Raw genomic sequence first — 16,622 nt, 5'->3', positions numbered from 1 at the left:
CCGGCTGGGGGAGCGGCGATCTCGTCAAATGCCCCTCCGCCGTCCGGCAGACCGCGTTGATCGCCGCACCGGCGGCGCGGTGGGCTCAGCGACGGCGGTGGGCGCGGCTGAGGTCGCTGGGCCGGCCGGGGTCGACGTGGCGGGGCAGGTCCGGTTCGTCGGGGCGCAGCGGGGCGAGGGTGTCGGTGAGCGCGTCGATGATCCGGTCGGTGGCGCGGCGGGCGGCACCGGGGGTGGCGGCGCTCGACTCGCCGAGGTCGACGGGTGGGCCGAAGTGCACCCGGATCACCGGGCGGCGCCACAGCGCGCGGGCGACGCCGCGCAGCATTCCGCGCGGCGCCCGGTAGGGCAGCACCTCGTGGGCGCCCCACTGGGCGACCGGCACGACCGGAGCACCGCAGGCCAGGGCGAGTCGCGCGGCGCCGGTCTTGCCGCGTTCGGGCCACATGCCGGGGTCCAGGCCGATGCGCCCCTCGGGGTAGATGAGGATCACCGATCCGCTGGCGACGGCGCTGGCGGCGTCGTCGAGGGCCCGGTGCACGGCGCTGGTGCCCCGGTCGACCCGGATGTGGCCGGCGTGACGCATGGCGGCGCCGAGCACCGGCACGCGGAACAGCCCGGCCGTGGCCATGATCCGGGGGGCGATGCCGCGGGTCTGGCAGGCGGCGGCCATCACCAGCGGGTCGAACGGGCTGATGTGGTTGGCGGTCAGCACCAGTGGGCCACGGCGTAGGTGTGCCGGAATCTCGCCGGTGACGTCGAGACGGGCGAGCAGGCCGACCAGCGCGCGGGCCAACAGTAGGGCGCCCCGCCAGATCAGCGGCGGCTGCCAGGGGGAGGGTGCGGTGTCCATCAGCGCGCCATCGTCGCATGCGCCGGTGCACTCGCGAGGGCGGGTCGGGTGATCAGGGTCATTGGTCCCGGGTCGTTTCGGGCCGCCCGACCCTGCCGGTTTCTCTACGACGGGCAGTAGTATTTACTACGTCTCGTAGTATGAGTGGCTGGGGGTTTCAGGTGGACGCGTTGGACGTCGCCCGCTGGCAGTTCGGTGTCACCACCGTCTACCACTTTCTCTTCGTTCCGCTGACCATCGGCCTGTCCGTGCTGGTGGCCATCCTGCAGACGATGTGGCACCGCACCGGCAACGAGCGGTACCTGAAACTCACCAAGTTCTACGGCAAGCTGTTCCTGATCAACTTCGCGATGGGTGTGGTCACCGGCATCGTGCAGGAGTTCCAGTTCGGGATGAACTGGAGCGACTACTCCCGCTTCGTCGGCGACATCTTCGGCGCACCGCTGGCCATCGAGGCGCTCGTCGCGTTCTTCCTCGAATCCACCTTCATCGGCCTGTGGATCTTCGGTTGGGACCGGCTGCCCAAGCGAGCGCACCTGGCCAGCATCTGGGCCGCCGCGATCGGCACCAACCTGTCCGCGTACTTCATCCTCGCGGCGAACTCGTTCATGCAGAACCCGGTCGGCTACCGGATCAACCCGGACAGCGGACGCGCCGAACTGACCGACTTCCCGGCCGTGCTGACCAACAAGGTCGCCCTGATCACCTTCCCGCACACCCTGGCTGGCTCATTCCTGGTCGCCGGGTCGCTGATCGTCGCGGTCGGCCTGTGGCACGTGATCCGCAACCGCGACTCCGCCGACACCGGCGCGTACCGCTTCGCCACCAAGTTCGGCTCCTGGGTGGTCCTTGTCGCCTCGGCGGCCGTGCTGTTCACCGGCGACATCCAAGGCAAGATCATGACGGACGTGCAGCCGATGAAGATGGCCGCCGCCGAAGGCCTCTACACCACCGAGAGCCCCGCCTCGTTCTCCGTCCTGACCATCGGCAGCCTCGACGGCAGCCGCGAGGTGTTCGCCCTGAAGATCCCGTACCTGCTGTCGTACCTGGGCACCGGCGACCCCAACGGCACCGTGCACGGCATCAACGACCTGCAGGCCCAGTACGCCACCCAGTACGGCGCGGGCAGCTACACCCCGATCATCCCGGTCACCTACTGGAGCTTCCGCTTCATGATCGCCTTCGGGATGGCCGCCGCCGCGATCGCCCTGCTGGTCCTGTGGAGCCAGCGCAAGGGCCGCACCCCGAGCAGCAGGTGGTTGCTGCGCGCCGGCCTGGCCATGCCGGTGCTGCCGTTGCTGGCCAACTCCTTCGGCTGGATCTTCACCGAGATGGGTCGGCAGCCGTGGATCGTCTTCGGCGAGATGCTCACCCGCAACGGCGTCTCCCGCAGCGTCTCGCTGACCGAGGTGCTCACCTCCTTCACCGCGTTCACGCTGATCTACGCCACCCTCGCCGTGATCGAGGTCAAGTTGCTGCTGCGCTACGCCAAGGCCGGTGTGCCCGACGTCAGCGAAGAGCACCCCATCGACGACACCCACGACGACGCCGAGCGCCCGCTCGCCTTCGCCTACTGATCCCGGAGCCCATCGTGGACCTGACCACCATCTGGTTTCTCCTCGTCGCCGTGCTGTTCACCGGGTACTTCATCCTGGAGGGCTTCGACTTCGGCGTCGGCATGCTGCTGCCCGTGCTGGGCCGCGACGACCGCGAGCGCCGCGTCCTGATCAACACCATCGGCCCGGTCTGGGACGGCAACGAGGTCTGGCTGATCACCGCCGGCGGCGCCATGTTCGCCGCGTTCCCCGAGTGGTACGCCACCCTGTTCTCCGGCTTCTACCTGCCGCTGCTGCTGATCCTGCTGGCCCTGATCGCCCGGGGCGTGGCCTTCGAGTACCGGCACAAGCGCCCCGAGGCGTCCTGGAAGCGCCGCTGGGACACCGCGATCGTGGTCGGCTCACTGCTGCCGGCGATCCTGTGGGGCGTCGCCTTCGCCAACATCCTGCGCGGGGTGCCGCTGGACGCCGACCACGAGTACGTCGGCGGCCTGATCGACCTGCTCAACCCGTACGCCCTGCTCGGTGGCGCGACCACCCTCGCGCTGTTCCTCACCCACGGCGCGGTGTTCCTCGCCCTGAAGACCACCGGCGACATCCGCGAACGCGCGGGCGCCCTGGCGGTGCGCCTGGGCGTCGGCGCCGCCGTGCTCGCGGTCGCGTTCCTGACCTGGACGCTGAGCATCCGTTCCAGCGCGGCGGCCGTCGTGCTCGCCGTCGGCGCGGCCCTCGCCCTGCTCGGTGGTCTGGCCGCCGCCCGGGTACGCCGGGAGGGCTGGGCGTTCACCGGCACCGCCGTGGCGATCGGCCTGGCCGTGGCGACCCTGTTCGCGGCGTTGTTCCCGAACGTGCTGCCCTCCACCCTGGACGCGGCGGGCACGTTGACGGCCACCAACGCCGCCTCCACCCCGTACACCCTGAAGATCATGACCTGGGTGGCGGTGATCTTCACACCGGTCGTGCTGGCCTACCAGGGCTGGACCTACTGGGTGTTCCGCAAGCGCATCGGCGTAGCCAACATCCCGCAACACTGACCGGGCTGCCCCCACCCCGCCGCGCGCGTCGATCATGGAGTTGTGGTGCCCAGTTTGGGCAAATGAGGACAGATTTGTCACCCACCACAACTCCATGATCGACGGCCGCAGGTGAGGTGGGGTGGGGTGGGGTGGGGTGGGGTGGTCGGGCCGGGGAATTGGCGGTCGGCGCGGAGCCCGTGCCGCTAGGTTGTTCCGATGTCCGCCACTGCGCACGTTCGCGAACTCACCACCGACGACCTCGACGCCGCCTGGGAGTTGGGCCGGTTAGCGTTCGGCGGCACCCAGGAACGCCACGCCAGCACCCGCGTCGAGGTGCCCGGCATGACCCGCTACGGCGCGTTCGACGACACCGGTCGCCTCGTCGGCAAGGCCGTCGACCTGCACCACGACCAGTGGTGGTCCGGACGGGCCGTACCGGCGGCCGACGTCGCCGGGGTGGCGGTCGCCCCCGAGGCCCGGGGCCGGGGCGTGGCCCGGGCCCTGCTCACCGCCCTGTTGGCCGGCGCCCACGAACGCGGCGCGGCGGTCAGCGCCCTGTACCCGACCGTCGCCGCCCCCTACCGGGCCTGCGGTTGGGAGGCCGCGGGGGTGCTGCGCACCGTCAACCTCGCCACCGCCGCGCTGCCCCGACACCGGCCCGCCCCGCACCTGAGCGTACGGGCCGGCACGCCCGCCGACCTGGCCGCCGTCACCGACCTGTACGAGCGGGTCACCCGCCACCGCAACGGCATGCTGACGCGCCGGGGGAAGCTGTACGACTACTTCAACGCCAAGGGTGACCTGCCCGGCGACGGTGTCACAGTCGTCGAGGCCGACGGTGACCTGGTCGGCTACGCCACCTGGCAACGCGGTCAAGGCTACGGCGCCGACTCGGTGCTTACCGTCGACGAGGCGCTGGCCGTCACCGCCGACGCCGCCCGGGAACTCGTCGGGGTGCTCGGCAGCTGGGCCAGCGTAACGCCGACGCTGCGGCTGTGCCCGCTCGACGGCGACGCAGTCAGCGCCCACCTGCCGCTGGAGGCGGCCCGCGACCACGCGCGGGACCTGTGGCTGCACCGACCGGTCGACGTCGCCCGCGCGGTGCACACCCGCGGGTGGCCCGCCCACGCCCGCGGCGTCGTCGACTTCGCACTCACCGACGCACTCGCCGAATGGAACACCGGCACCTGGCGGCTGACCGTCGCCGACGGCGACGCCGAGCTCACCCGCATCGGCGGCGAAGCCGACCTGCGACTGGACGTACGCGGCTTCGCTCTGCTCTACGCCGGGGCGGCCGGTGCCCGGTCGGTGGCGCAGGCCGGACTGCTGCACCACAGCCCGGGCGTCGACCCGGGCGCACTCGACCTGTTGGGCGCCGGCGGTCCGGCGCAGCTGCTCGACTACTTCTGACCGCCGTCCGCCCGGTGCCGGTGAACTCCCGCACCGGAAAGGGGAACTCACCGGCGGCAGCGGACAGATACAGGTGTGACAGCCGAGATGCGGGCCCGGATCCGGGCCGGAGACTCCGAGGCGTTGGGTGAGCTCTTCGACGAGCACGCCGACGCGGTTCATCGACATGCGCTGTGGAGCGAAGGCGACCCGGCGTACGCCGAGGATGTGGTGTCGCTGACTTTCCTCGAGGCGTGGCGGATCCGCGGATCCCTGCGCCCGGACGGGGACAGCCTGCGCCCGTGGCTGCTCGGCATCGCGACGAACGTGCTGCGCAACCGCCGACGGGCGGCCCGCCGGCACCGGGAGGCGTTACGGCGGCTGCCGGTCCGCGACACCGTCCCGGACTTCGCCGACGAGGTCATCGACCGGATGTACGACGCCGACCAGGTGACCGCCGCCCTGGCGGCGTTGCGGGCGCTGCGCCGCGCGGACCGGGAGGTGTTCCTGCTCTGCGTGTGGTCGCACCTGGACTACGCGGCGGCGGCCGAGGCGCTGGGCGTACCCGTCGGCACCGTGCGCTCCCGGCTGTCGCGGGCCCGCGCCCGGCTGCGAACGCTGGCTCAGCAGGAGTTGGCCGGCACCCGGATGGTCCCCGCCGAGCAGGGAGAGTACCGATGACAGAGCCCTCCGCCCCGCCCGTGCCGACGCTGCCGCAGCCGCGCCGACAGGCACTGCGGCAGCATCTCCTGACCGAGGTCCGGCGGCCGTCACGGCGGCCAGTACGGCTGCGTGTGCTCGCGCCGGTGGCGGGAGTGCTGGCCGTCGCGGTCGCGGCCGGGATGGTCGCCCAGCCGTGGGCGCCGGACAGCGCGCCGCTCGTCGTCCCGGTCGGGCAGGGCGAACGCGTCGGTGCGGCGCTGCTCCTCAACCGGATGGCCGTGGCCACCGCCGACAAGCCGGGGCCACCGCCCGGCGCGGGCGGCTACGTCTACATCAGGAGCCGGGGTGCCGTCGCCGAGCTCGGTGACGGCCCGGCCCGGCTGCGACCGGTACAGGAGCGGGAGATCTGGATTCCCCGCGACGAGCGGGGCGACGGCCTGCTGAGGCAACCGTTGTTCCACGCGCCGATCGTCGGCACCATCCCGCAACGCGAAACGCTCACGGACGTGACACCGAACGCCGCGCTTGTGGACCTGCCCGACGACCCCGACGCCCTGCTGGCGAAGCTGTACCGGGAACGCGAGCAGCGAGGTCCGGGCAGCAGCCCCGACAGCGCGGCGTTCACCGCGATCGGTGACATCCTGCGCGAGTCGTTGGTGCCGCCGCGTACGAGCGCCGCACTCTACCGGGCCGCGGCGAAGATCCCCGGCGTCGAGGTGGTGCGCGGAGTCACCGACGCGACCGGGCGGCGGGGGATAGCCGTCGCGCACACCGAACACAGCCGCCGCGACGAGTGGATCTTCGATGAGGCGACGTTCGACTACCTCGGAGAGCGCAGCTATCTCGTGGCGGACACCGCCGACGGGCCGGCCGGGACGGTGCTGGGCACCACCGCGGTGCTGCAACGGGCAGTGGTGGCCCAGCTCGGACAGCACCCGCGCCAGTAGGCATCCAGGCGGTCGGCCCCAACCCGCCGGGGCCGGCCGCCTGCCGGCACACCGCAGCCGGCCCGGACCCGCCTCAGCGGGCCTTGCGCGGCTCCGCCGACACGGCGCCCTGCCCGGCGACGGGCTCACCCTCGTCGAGGACGACGGCGACGTGGTCGGCTACGCCACCTGGCAACGCGGTTCAGGCGACGCCCGCCAGTTCGTCGTTGGCCCGCTCGGTGATGAGCGTCAGAACGCGGGCGGCAGCGTCGGCATCGGCGGGCGGGATGTCTCCGTACAGCCGGGCGGTGATGCCCCCGACGGCGTCGGCGATGTGGGCCTGGGTGGCGTGGCCGGCGTCGGTGAGCCCTACCTGCGGTTCTGCGGTGTCGTCGAGCCGCGCCAGGTTGGCGGCGACGAGGCCGGCGATCATCTCGTGCACGGCCGGCTCGTCGACCTTGCGGGTGCTGGTGATGCGGTGCACCAGACGCGTGCGGGCGACGGGACCGGCGGCGAGGGCGTTGAGCGCGAGAACCTGGCCGAAGTCGACGCCCAGGGGCGCGACGGCGCGTTCGAGCAGGGCACGGGTGGCGAAATGGGCCTGACCGATGACCTGACCGTTGAGAGTGGACACGATGCCTCCTTCAAAAACGTTGGCGTTGCCAACGTTGGTGGAGCCAACGTAACACGGTTTGTGGGTCGCACCAACGATTACTGTTAGGCTGCCGCCATGGACGCCACCGCCCCGCAGTCACCCGCCGGGCTGCGGACCACCCCGAGTTGGCTGCTCAACCAGGCCGCCACCCACGCCGGACGACTCATCAGCGCCGGCTTCGCCGCGCACGGCCTGCGCGGCTACCACTACCGGCTGCTCGCCGCACTTGCCGAGAGCGGACCCGCGAGCCAAGCCGACCTGGGACGTCGCTGCGCCATCGACCGCAGCGACGTCGTGGCCGCCGTCAACGACCTGACCGGTCGGGGACTCGTCGTACGCGCCCCCGACCCGGCCGACCGCCGCCGCAACGTCATCAGCCTCACCGAGGCCGGCACCGCCGAAGCCCACCGGATGGCCGACACCGTCGCCCGCGTGCAGGACGACCTGCTCGCACCCCTGTCGAGCGCCGAACGCGACCAACTGACCCGCCTGCTCACCCGCCTGCTCGAGCACCACGGCGGCCACTGACGCCGACACCGCCACGGCGGACCCACCCAACCCCGGGCAGACCCGCCGCGACCAGCTCAGCGGGCCTCGCGCAGCTCCGCCAACCGCGCCTCGATCTCCGCCAACTCCGCGCGCAGCTTCTCCGCCTGCTGCTCCGCCTCGGCCCGCTCGGTGCCGAGGATCTGCTCCACCGCCTCCTGCACACCGGGCACGTCGACCAGGGCCACCATCTTCAACGCCTCGGCCGGCTTCACCACGTACGGCTTCGCGAGCGCCTTACTGCCCTGCTGCGCGGCCACCGTCCACTCACCGTCGGCGTACGCCAAGGTCACCGTCAGCCCCGCCGGGCCCTTCGGCTTGACGGCCTTGACCGCCCGCCGCGCCGGCGGCTTCTCGGTCTGCTCCACCTTCGGTTCCTCCTGTCGCTGCGCGGGCACCCGCGGCGTGTCCAACACGAACTCCGGCGCCGCCACCGGCTCCGGCTCCGGCTCGGGCTCCGGTTTCGGCTCCACCACCCGCCGACCCGCGCCCTTGGGCGCCACCGCCAGGTCGGCGGGGGAGAACGGCAACTCGTCGCGACCGAAACGCACCACCACGAACTCGTCGGACACCTCCGGGTCGGTCAGCTCGACCACCTGACCGACCTGGCCGGCGATCTGCCCCGCCGACGCGGTGAACACCACCCGCGGCTTACGCCCGGCCGCCAACGCCTCCCGGATGCTCTGCACCTCGTCAGTGGACAAACCCTGGCCGGCATCCATCACAACCCTCTTCCGTACACCTGTTTGATTGCTGTCTTGATACCAGCCCACTGCGACACCCGCCGCACAGGGCCCACGCCCACTCAGCCACCCAACGCCCGCAGCGCCCGGTCCGCGTGGTCGTTCATGCTGACCTCGCTGTGGATCACCTCGACGACCCGCCGGTCAGTGCCGATCACGAACGTCATCCGCTTCATGCTCAGCGGCCCCAACGGCACCCGCCGCTTCACCCCGAACTGCTGCGCCACGGTGCCGTCCTGGTCGGACAGCAGCGGATAGTCGAACCCGTGCAGCTTCGAGAACTCCGCCTGCTTCGCCACCGGGTCACGGCTGATGCCCACCCGCGACGCGCCCACCGCCGTGAACTCCGCCGCGAGGTCCCGGAAGTGACAACTCTCCGCCGTGCACCCCCGCGTCATCGCCGCCGGGTAGAAGAACAGCACCACCGGCCCGGTCGCCAGGAACTCCGACAGCCGCCGCGGCGTGCCCGTCTCATCCGGCAGCTCGAAGTCCTGCACCACGTCACCGACACCCACACCCGCCACCGCGCACCTCCGTTGTCCAATCGACCGAACGCGCGGTGAGCGTAAGCGATCACGCCCAGAGCGCCGCCACCTCGTCGGCCACCACGTCGGCCTGGGCCCGCCCGGCCCGCGCCGCACCCGCGCGCCGCGCCGGATCCAGCACGTTACGGCCGATCGCCGAGCGCGCCGCCGCGTCCGGCGTCACCACCACCACCCTCGACCCGGCGGAACGCAAACCGTCCACCTGCGCCGACACCCGCGGCATCGGCCCGAACGCCCCCGACGTCGGCGCGAGCACCAGCACCCGCTGCGCGCCCGCCGCGAGGTCCGCGTTCACCGTCGAGCGCATCCCACCGTCGACGAACCGGCGCGCGCCGATCGTCACCGGCGGCCACACCCCGGGCACCGCGCAACTCGCACCCACCGCGTCCACCAGCGACACCCCGCTGTCGCTGTCGAACACCACGAACTCGCCGGAGGCCGCGTCCACCGCCGTGACCAGCAACCGCCGCGCCGGCCACTCCCGGGCCACGAGAAGAGCCTCGATCACCGCCCGCCGCGACGCCTCCGACTGGGTACGCGCCGCCAGCGCCATCGCCCCGATCCGGGCCCGTGCGCGCACCGCGTCGCGGGTACGACCACCGGCCCACACCAGCCGCGCCAACGCCACCACACCCAACCGGGCCGCCGACCCACCCCTCGGCGGGGCCAACTGATCCTCGTAGAACCGCTGCACCGGCAACCCGGAGCACACCTGCGCGCCGACCACCGAGCCCGCCGACGTGCCGACCACCAGATCCGCCCCGGTGACCGGCACACCCCGCTCGACCAGCCCCGCCAGCAGCCCCAACTCCCAGGCCACACCGGTCACCCCGCCACCACCGAGCACCAACGCGCGCTGCATGTGACCCTCCTCTCCACGACCGGACCGCGCCGGTCACGGTAGCGTCGGCGCGTCCTGCTCCGACAGCCCTGGAGACACCGTGGCACCTGTCACCGTCATCACCGGCGGCGGCCGTGGCATCGGCGCGGCCACCGCCCGCCGCCTCGCCCAGGCCGGTCACCACCTCGCGCTGTGCTACCGCCGCGACGACACCGCCGCCGCCGCCGTCCTGGCCGACCTGCGCGCCGCCGGGGCCCAGGCCATCGCGGTACGCGCCGACACCACCGACCCCGACCAGGTGAACGAACTGTTCGACGCGGCCGCCCAGCTCGGCCCACTCACCGGCCTGGTCAACAACGCCGGCGTCACCAGCCTCATCGGACCCTTCACCGACCTGCGCGTCGAGGACCTGCGCCGGGTCGTCGACGTCAACCTCGTCGGCTACGTCCTCTGCGCCCAGCAGGCCGCCCGCCGACTCACCGACGGCGGCGCGATCGTCAACGTCTCGTCGGCCGCCGCGACCCTCGGCAGCCCGGGGGAGTACGTGCACTACGCCGCGGTGAAGGCCGCCACCGACACCCTCACCGTCGGCCTGGCCAAGGAACTCGCCCCGCGGGGCATCCGCGTCAACGCCGTCGCACCCGGCCTCGTGCGCACCGACATCCACGCCGCCTCCGGCGTACCCGACCGCGCCGACACCGCCGCCGGTCGCATCCCGCTGGGCCGCGCCGGCGAACCCGACGAGATCGCCGCCGCGATCGCCTGGCTGCTCAGCCCGGACGCCTCGTACACCACCGGGACGGTCCTGCGGGTCTCCGGCGGACTGTGAGCCGGGGCGCGCGGCGCCCCGGCTCACCGCTCAGTGCGTGAACAGTTTCGCCGCCGTGATCACGGTCTGCACCACCCCGTAGCCGAGCAGCACAGCCACCACCAACCAGGAGATCCACAACCGGGCCTGCTGCCCGGATCGGCTGTCGTCACTCATCGCGTGGCACTCCTCTCCGCCCCCATGTCCTCAGTCGCACCCTGCTCCGCCGCTGGTTCGTGGTAGCGCTGCGGCACCGGCCGCACCAGCAGGTTCGCCACGAAACCCACCGCGAGCACGCCCACCATCGTGAACAACGCCGGCCGGTACGCCGCCGCCGTCAACGTGCCCGGCTTGCCCTGCGCGTCGAGGAACCCGTTGACGATCAGCGGACCCGCGATCCCCGCCGCCGACCACGCGGTCAGCAACCGGCCGTGGATCGCACCGACCTGGAACGTGCCGAACAGGTCCCGCAGGTACGCCGGCACCGTCGCGAACCCACCTCCGTAGAACGACAGGATCACGCAGGCCAACAACACGAACAGGGCTGTCGCGCTCTGCCCGACCAGGGCCAACAGCGCGTACAGCACCATGCCGACCCCCAGGTACACCAGGTAGATCGGCTTGCGGCCGATGACGTCCGAGGTGGACGACCACACGAACCGGCCCGCCATGTTGAACAGCGACAGCAGACCCACGAACCCACCGGCCGCCGCGACTGTCACCGCCGACGTGCCGTTGTCCCGGAAGAAGTCCTGGATCATCGGGCTGGCCTGCTCCAGGATGCCGATGCCGGCTGTCACGTTGCAGAACAGCACCACCCACAGCAGCCAGAACGACCGGGTCTTCACCGCGTTCGCCGCCGACACGTTCGCCGTGGTGACGAGCGGCTTCGCCGCCACACTCGCGGGGTCGAACCCGGCCGGCCGCCAGCCCTCGGCCGGCACCCGCACGTTCGCCACCCCGAACATCATGATCACGAAGTAGCCCAGGCCAAGCGTCACGAACAACCACACCAGGGCGCTGCCCGACGCCGTCGACCCCGCGTTCGCCGGGTCGTAGCCGGCGTCGTAGAACGACAACAGCTGCCGGGACAGGGGAGAGGCGACCATCGCCCCACCACCGAACCCCATGATCGCCAACCCGGTGGCCAGCCCCGGCCGGTCCGGGAACCACTTGATCAACGTGGAGACGGGGGAGATGTAACCGATGCCCAGCCCGATGCCGCCGAGCAACCCGTAGCCCAGATACAACAACCACAGCTGTTTCGTGGCGATGCCCAGCGACCCCACCAGGAAACCCGCCGCCCAGAAACAGGCCGAGACGAACATGGCCTTACGCGGCCCGTTCGCCTCCACCCAGGTCCCGGCGACCGCCGCGGACAACCCCAGCATCACGATCGCGATACTGAAGATCACCCCGATCGCGGTCTGACTGGTGTCGAAGTGCGCGATCAGCGAGTTCTTGTAGACGCTTGTCGCATAGACCTGACCGATGCAGAGGTGGATGGCCAACGCCGCCGGGGGGATCAGCCACCGGCTGTAGCCGGGCGGCGCGACGGTGTGCCGACGATCGAGTGCGGAAAGCATGCGCTGCTTCCTCTCCGGTGAGGACAGAGACGTCCCCACAACGTGCCCCCCGCACACGGAGGCCGCAAACCTCGACGTCGCCCGACGGTCGAAACCGTGAGCTGAGCGGTCACTCAGCCGCCTGCCAGAGCCAGTTGCGCCGCTCGTACAGCGGGCTCATCCCCAGCCGCAGCATGTTGTCAAGCGACGGATTCGACGAACCCGGCGCGGGCCGGCCCGTCTCCGCCGTGACCCACCGGCAACCAGCCTCCGCGGCGGCTGCCACCCGGGCCGCCAACAAGCCCGACTGCCCGCCCCGACCCCGATGGGTCGGCACCGTGGCACCGGTGTTGAGCGAACCCACCTCGCCATGCACGAACAGGTTCGCGGCGGCCACCATCCGCGCACCGTCCCAGGCCGCGAACGGACGAAACCCCGGGTCGCGGACACTCGCGACAAGCATCGGCGCGAGGTGCTCCTCGGGCATCCCGAAGCACCGCAGGACCACCGACGCCCACTCGCGCACCGACCCGTCCGCGACCGGACCCACCCGCAGGCGCGTGTCACCGGGACGCAGGGCACCGATCTCACCGGCGAGCTTCACCCACACACCGCCGGCCGTGATGTTCTCCCGCGCGCAGATCTCGTCCCACTCCGCCGGCAACCGGTCCGGCGCGATCTGGATGACGGCCTTCGGCGTGCCCTCGGCGCGGTAGAAGTCGCACACCTGGGCGATCAACTCGCCGGTCACCGGCTCGTCGAAGCCGAACCCGAGCGCCTTGGACCAGTAGCCGGTCGGGTCGTGCCGCATCGACAGCACCACCCCGCCGCCCATCCTGGCGGTCCGGATCCCGAGCGCGTCCCGGACGTCGGCCGGCGCACCCGACTCGTACCGGAACATGAACTCGGCCTCCGCCAGTTCGGCGAGCGCGCGTACCGTCTCATCAGGTGCCATTCGGCAGAGCCTGCCACGGTGCGCGCCGCCCACCGCGTCGGCGCCGCCGACACCGTGAGCAGCGCCACTATCGCAGGTCCGGGGCGTGCCAACCACCGGCGAGGGCGTCCGCCTCCGCCGGACCCCAGGTGCCCTTCTCGTACGACCGCACCGGGTCTGCCAGATCCAGGATCGGCTCGACGACGCGCCACTCCTGCTCGATCGTCTTCTCCCGGGCGAACCGCAGATGCTGCCCATCCATCGCGTCGTCCAGCAACCGCTCGTACGCCTCCTGACGCCGCCCCAGCGCCGCACCGAAGTCGACGGACAGATCCACCGGACGGCTCGCCACCTCAGCCCCCGGGCTCTTCGCCTGGATCGACATCGTGATGCCGTCACCGCGCCCGAGCCGGAACCGCAGCAGGTTCGCGGCGGTCACCGTGCCCCGCTCCGCCGGAATCAGCGACCGCTGCGGCTGCTTGAACTCGACCACCACCTCCGTCGCCGTCCCCGGCAGCGACTTACCCGTACGCAGATAGAACGGCACCCCCGCCCAACGCGGCGAGTCGACAGTCAACCGGGTCGCGACGAACGTCTCCGTGTTCGAACCCGACGCGACACCCGGCTCGTCCCGATAGCCCGCGTACTGCCCCCGCACCGTCGACTCCGGCGACAGCGGCGCGATCTGCCGCAGCACCGACACCTCCGCCTCCTGGAACGCCGCGGTGTCCTCGCTGGCCGGCGCCTCCATCGCGATGAGCGCGACGATCTGCAGGATGTGGTTCTGCAACACGTCCCGGGTGGCGCCCACCGTGTCGTAGAAGCCGGCACGACCCTGCGTGCCGAAACCCTCCGCCAGGGTCACCTGAATGTTGTCGATGTGCTCGTTGTTCCACAGCGGCTCGAACAACCGGTTGGCGAACCGGAAGGCGTACAGACCCTCCACCGCCTCCTTGCCGAGATAGTGGTCGATGCGGAACACCCGCTCCGGCGCGAACGCCGCCCGCAGCGTGCGGTCCAACTCCCGCGACGACGCCAGATCACGCCCGAACGGCTTCTCCACGATCACCCGACCCCGGTCGGCCAGGCCCACGGCCGCGAGCCCCTCGATGACGGAACCGAACACCGCCGGAGGAATCGCCAGGTAGAAGATCGGCCGCTGCGCACCCCGCAGCCGCTCGGCCAGCCGCTCGTAGGTGGCCCGGTCCGCGTAGTTCCCGGAGATCATCGCGAGGTTGCCCGCCAACCGGTCGAAGACCTCGTCGTCGACCTCGTCGTTCGCCTCGGCCACCGACTTACGGGCCATGGTGACCAACTGCTGATCATCCCAGGGGGAGCGGGCCACACCGATCACCGGAACATCGAGGCGATCACGCCGGGTCAACTCGTACAGCGCCGGGAACAGCTTCTTCGACACGAGGTCACCGGTGACACCGAACAGCACCACCGCATCTGAGCGCATGTGCATGGCACTTCCAATTCGATCATGATCCTGATCTTCCGAACGGAGAACCGCGCGACCCGCCCCGGGCATTCCCCGACGAGCGGCGCACGTGAGGTCGGCGACAGCGAGGGGAGTACGCCCCGGAACGCACCGCTCCACCGCTGCACCGGTCCCCGCGAGGTCGACCGCCCGTGAAAGGTTGTCCTCCTGTGCCACCACCATCACCCCGGGAGGAACAAACGATGAGCCTGGCATTCGACCGATCGGCGCAAACCGGACCCGAGGTGGTCTGCCTGCCCATGTTCGGCATGACCCGGGCCGCCACGGCCGCCGCCTTCGGCCCGGCCCTCGCCGGCACCGACCTGCGCGAGACCTACCTGGACCTGCCCGGTCACGGCGACAGCCCCGGGACCGACCCCGCCACCTCCCAGGCGGTGCTGGAGAGCGTGTGCGGATGGCTCGACAAGCACGCGCAAGCACCGGTCCTGCTCGCGGGTGCCTCCTACGGCGCGTACCTGGCCGCCGGCATCGCACGCCAACGACCGGAACTCGTCCGCGGCCTGCTGCTCGTCTGCCCAGGGATCACCATCGCCCGCGACAGCAGGGAGTTGCCCGACGCCCCGCAGCCCGACGCGCCCACCGGTTGGCTCGACGCCGCGCCCGAGGCGCTGCGCGCGCACCTCGACGCCGCCGTGGGCCACCGCACCCCGGGTGTCGTCGCGACGGTGCTGGCCGCCCTCGACTCCGGCGGCCCCGGCGATGCGACGTTTCAGGAGGAGCTGCAGACCGGTCCGGGCTACGCGTTGCCCGACGAGAACGTCGATGTCGTCTTCGACGGACCGGTAAGCGTCATCACCGGGCGACAGGACGGGATCATCGGGTACGCCGACCAGTTCCGCGCCATGCGCCGGTACCCGCGCGGCACCTACAGCGTGCTCGACGGGGCCGGACACTACCTGCCGTTCGAACAGCCCGCGTTGCTGCGAGCGCTGACCCAGGACTGGCTGCTCCGGGCACGCGTGGCTGAGATTCGATAATGCACATTATGTAAAGTAACCAGGGTTGGGAGGTCCCCTGGAACTCTGCCGGCACAGCGGGTGGCGGGGCCACGAACCGGCCACCGCAGCAGGTCGCTTCAGGAGGCCAACAGGTCGAAGTGCATCCCCGCGAGGAAAAGCCAGAGTGCCATCCAACGGAACACGTGGCCCGGCCGGGCGGTGCCGATCATCTCGGCGAAGAAGCTCAAGAGCCGGGCGCAGCCGGAGCGCCAGGCCGCCAGCAGGGACCCGCCGAGACGCCAGTCCTCCATGGGCAACACGCCGATGGGGACGCTCACGAGAAAGACGACGATCGCGATGGATGCGGTTATCCATTCACTGAGCGTCGTGGAGATCAGGACCATGGTCACGGTTGTGGTGCCGGCCAGCGCCACCATGAGGCCGATGATCCCGAAGAAGGTGGTGCGCGCCTGAAACTGGTGGGCGACAGTGCCCGACCATCCCCGCTCACCTGGACCAAACTGGTCGGCAAGGAAGGTGTCGATGCGTTCGTGGACGCGCCGCGTCAGCTCCGCGCCGCGCCACCCCTGCTTGGCCGCCTCGGCGTGCATCCTGCGCAGGGTTTCGGCGACATCCACCGCGCCGAGCAGGTTCGCCGTCTCCTCCGAGACGGCGAGGCTGGGCTCGGCTCGCAGAGACGAGATGTCGAGGGTCACGCCTCCTCGGGCCGCCAGGTATTTCATGTCCACGAGGCACCGGGTGAGCTCTTCACGGACTCCGTACACCTTCGCGCGGTGCCTTTCGATTGGCGCCAGAAGGTGAAGGGCGCGTCCTCTACTGTCGAGCGTGACAGCAGATCGGCGCAGCCGATCCAGATCGATCACGTCGAGTATCACGACGAGCCCGGCCAGCAGCTGAATGCCTTTGCCCAGGCGACTCCAGAACAGCATCGGCCACCACCACAGCCGCATGTCGGTTGTGGATTTGCCGGACCACCAGGCTGCCCAGACCGTGCCGAGGGTCGTCGTGGTCAGCAGCACGACGTAGGCCAGCAGGAGGAAGAGAACCCCACCCCACACCAGCTTCCGGCGAGAGATGACGGCCACCCGGTCATGGTAGCGAGATGCCACACCACACCAC

The 16,622-nt window shown here is 71.1% G+C and carries 18 protein-coding genes; 8 read left to right on the top strand and 10 right to left on the bottom strand.

All coding sequences use genetic code 11. The annotated features are described in order from the left end of the window. Positions 1 to 85: 85 nt before the first annotated feature. Positions 86 to 853, bottom strand: a complete 768-nt coding sequence (locus AB0B86_RS23205) for a lysophospholipid acyltransferase family protein (RefSeq protein WP_357405492.1) — start codon at positions 851 to 853, stop codon at positions 86 to 88. A 161-nt stretch (positions 854 to 1,014) separates the two neighbouring features. On the opposite strand from AB0B86_RS23205, the gene AB0B86_RS23200 reads away from it, so the two are divergent. The 5 genes from AB0B86_RS23200 to AB0B86_RS23180 all read left to right on the top strand — a co-directional run bounded on the left by AB0B86_RS23200 (position 1,015) and on the right by AB0B86_RS23180 (position 6,424). Then, positions 1,015 to 2,430: a cytochrome ubiquinol oxidase subunit I gene (locus tag AB0B86_RS23200; protein WP_357405490.1), complete on the top strand. Its 1,416-nt coding sequence runs from the start codon at positions 1,015 to 1,017 to the stop codon at positions 2,428 to 2,430. Between the two features lie 14 nt (positions 2,431 to 2,444). Next, positions 2,445 to 3,443 carry a cytochrome d ubiquinol oxidase subunit II gene (cydB, locus tag AB0B86_RS23195; protein ID WP_357405488.1) on the top strand — a complete coding sequence of 333 codons (999 nt, stop codon included), beginning with the start codon at positions 2,445 to 2,447 and terminating at the stop codon, positions 3,441 to 3,443. Positions 3,444 to 3,641: 198 nt separating this feature from the next. Further along, positions 3,642 to 4,835 (top strand): GNAT family N-acetyltransferase, encoded by a 1,194-nt coding sequence (locus tag AB0B86_RS23190; protein ID WP_357405486.1) that lies wholly within the window; start codon positions 3,642 to 3,644, stop codon positions 4,833 to 4,835. A gap of 75 nt (positions 4,836 to 4,910) precedes the next feature. Then, on the top strand, positions 4,911 to 5,495 hold the full coding sequence (locus tag AB0B86_RS23185; protein WP_357405484.1) for an RNA polymerase sigma factor: 585 nt from the start codon (positions 4,911 to 4,913) through the stop codon (positions 5,493 to 5,495). Further along, positions 5,492 to 6,424, top strand: coding sequence for a CU044_5270 family protein (locus tag AB0B86_RS23180; RefSeq protein ID WP_357405482.1), 933 nt, complete (start codon positions 5,492 to 5,494; stop codon positions 6,422 to 6,424). Before AB0B86_RS23185 ends, AB0B86_RS23180 begins: the two co-directional genes overlap by 4 nt. 181 nt (positions 6,425 to 6,605) lie before the next feature. On the opposite strand, the gene AB0B86_RS23175 is transcribed toward AB0B86_RS23180, so the two are convergent. Continuing rightward, positions 6,606 to 7,037 (bottom strand): hypothetical protein, encoded by a 432-nt coding sequence (locus tag AB0B86_RS23175; protein WP_357405480.1) that lies wholly within the window; start codon positions 7,035 to 7,037, stop codon positions 6,606 to 6,608. A gap of 96 nt (positions 7,038 to 7,133) precedes the next feature. On the opposite strand from AB0B86_RS23175, the gene AB0B86_RS23170 reads away from it, so the two are divergent. Beyond that, on the top strand, positions 7,134 to 7,586 hold the full coding sequence (locus AB0B86_RS23170) for a MarR family winged helix-turn-helix transcriptional regulator (protein ID WP_357405478.1): 453 nt from the start codon (positions 7,134 to 7,136) through the stop codon (positions 7,584 to 7,586). 56 nt (positions 7,587 to 7,642) lie between these two features. On the opposite strand, the gene AB0B86_RS23165 is transcribed toward AB0B86_RS23170, so the two are convergent. The 3 genes from AB0B86_RS23165 to AB0B86_RS23155 form a co-directional block, all read right to left on the bottom strand. After that, positions 7,643 to 8,326 carry a hypothetical protein gene (locus tag AB0B86_RS23165; RefSeq protein ID WP_357405475.1) on the bottom strand — a complete coding sequence of 228 codons (684 nt, stop codon included), beginning with the start codon at positions 8,324 to 8,326 and terminating at the stop codon, positions 7,643 to 7,645. An 83-nt stretch (positions 8,327 to 8,409) separates the two neighbouring features. Next, on the bottom strand, positions 8,410 to 8,871 hold the full coding sequence (locus tag AB0B86_RS23160; RefSeq protein WP_357405473.1) for a peroxiredoxin: 462 nt from the start codon (positions 8,869 to 8,871) through the stop codon (positions 8,410 to 8,412). 49 nt (positions 8,872 to 8,920) lie between these two features. Beyond that, complete coding sequence (locus AB0B86_RS23155) at positions 8,921 to 9,754, bottom strand: patatin-like phospholipase family protein (protein WP_357405471.1); 834 nt, start codon at positions 9,752 to 9,754, stop codon at positions 8,921 to 8,923. A 79-nt stretch (positions 9,755 to 9,833) separates the two neighbouring features. On the opposite strand from AB0B86_RS23155, the gene AB0B86_RS23150 reads away from it, so the two are divergent. Next, complete coding sequence (locus AB0B86_RS23150) at positions 9,834 to 10,562, top strand: SDR family oxidoreductase (protein ID WP_357405468.1); 729 nt, start codon at positions 9,834 to 9,836, stop codon at positions 10,560 to 10,562. A gap of 30 nt (positions 10,563 to 10,592) precedes the next feature. Here AB0B86_RS23150 and AB0B86_RS23145 read toward each other — a convergent pair whose 3' ends face one another. The 4 genes from AB0B86_RS23145 to zwf form a co-directional block, all read right to left on the bottom strand. Beyond that, positions 10,593 to 10,718 (bottom strand): hypothetical protein, encoded by a 126-nt coding sequence (locus tag AB0B86_RS23145; RefSeq protein ID WP_357405466.1) that lies wholly within the window; start codon positions 10,716 to 10,718, stop codon positions 10,593 to 10,595. Further along, complete coding sequence (locus AB0B86_RS23140) at positions 10,715 to 12,127, bottom strand: OFA family MFS transporter (protein WP_357405464.1); 1,413 nt, start codon at positions 12,125 to 12,127, stop codon at positions 10,715 to 10,717. The genes AB0B86_RS23145 and AB0B86_RS23140 overlap by 4 nt, the downstream gene beginning before the upstream one ends. A gap of 109 nt (positions 12,128 to 12,236) precedes the next feature. Further along, positions 12,237 to 13,061 (bottom strand): hypothetical protein, encoded by an 825-nt coding sequence (locus AB0B86_RS23135; protein WP_357405462.1) that lies wholly within the window; start codon positions 13,059 to 13,061, stop codon positions 12,237 to 12,239. Between the two features lie 67 nt (positions 13,062 to 13,128). After that, a complete protein-coding gene (zwf, locus tag AB0B86_RS23130) occupies positions 13,129 to 14,502 on the bottom strand; it encodes a glucose-6-phosphate dehydrogenase (protein ID WP_357405460.1) in 1,374 nt (457 codons plus the stop codon). A 224-nt stretch (positions 14,503 to 14,726) separates the two neighbouring features. Here zwf and AB0B86_RS23125 point away from each other — a divergent pair, with 224 nt between their 5' ends. Continuing rightward, entirely contained in the window at positions 14,727 to 15,521 is a 795-nt protein-coding gene (locus AB0B86_RS23125; protein WP_357419803.1) for an alpha/beta hydrolase, read from the top strand. A 98-nt stretch (positions 15,522 to 15,619) separates the two neighbouring features. On the opposite strand, the gene AB0B86_RS23120 is transcribed toward AB0B86_RS23125, so the two are convergent. After that, positions 15,620 to 16,588 (bottom strand): hypothetical protein, encoded by a 969-nt coding sequence (locus tag AB0B86_RS23120; RefSeq protein WP_357419802.1) that lies wholly within the window; start codon positions 16,586 to 16,588, stop codon positions 15,620 to 15,622. Between the last annotated feature and the right edge of the window lie 34 nt (positions 16,589 to 16,622).

It is taken from the genome of Micromonospora sp. NPDC049047 (assembly GCF_040649135.1).
Lineage (GTDB): Bacteria > Actinomycetota > Actinomycetes > Mycobacteriales > Micromonosporaceae > Micromonospora.
This window is presented reverse-complemented; position numbering and strand designations above follow the sequence as displayed.